Annotated in this window: 1 pseudogene; it reads right to left on the bottom strand. The window is 56.2% G+C overall.

The annotated features are described in order from the left end of the window. Positions 1-86: 86 nt before the first annotated feature. Positions 87-256, bottom strand: a pseudogene (locus tag VTU_RS28425) (transposase); the annotation flags it as partial.

Here is a 256-nt window from a genome sequence, read left to right as displayed (position 1 = left end):
GAATTCCGTGACTGTCCAGCTCATTGTGTGCTTTCGCTATGAAATAGGTAGCATAGCTCATGTGGGGGGCTTGTGTATAACGAGATGCGGTCGTAGCTGATCTGCGCCTGCGGCAACGCCAACCCCACTCCCTTGGCGTAGGCCGCGCTCATGTCCATGCACACATGCTTGACCTGCTCGCTGTCGCCACCATGGGCCTTCAGATCGTCAACAAAATCGAGTACCGTCTTGTGCTCACGTCCCTCGGTGGCGAACA

The organism is Verminephrobacter aporrectodeae subsp. tuberculatae At4 (genome assembly GCF_000193225.1).
In the GTDB taxonomy this organism is placed as follows: domain Bacteria; phylum Pseudomonadota; class Gammaproteobacteria; order Burkholderiales; family Burkholderiaceae_C; genus Acidovorax; species Acidovorax aporrectodeae.
The sequence above is the reverse complement of the archived record's forward strand: the minus strand, read 5'-3'. Positions and strand labels throughout refer to the sequence as shown.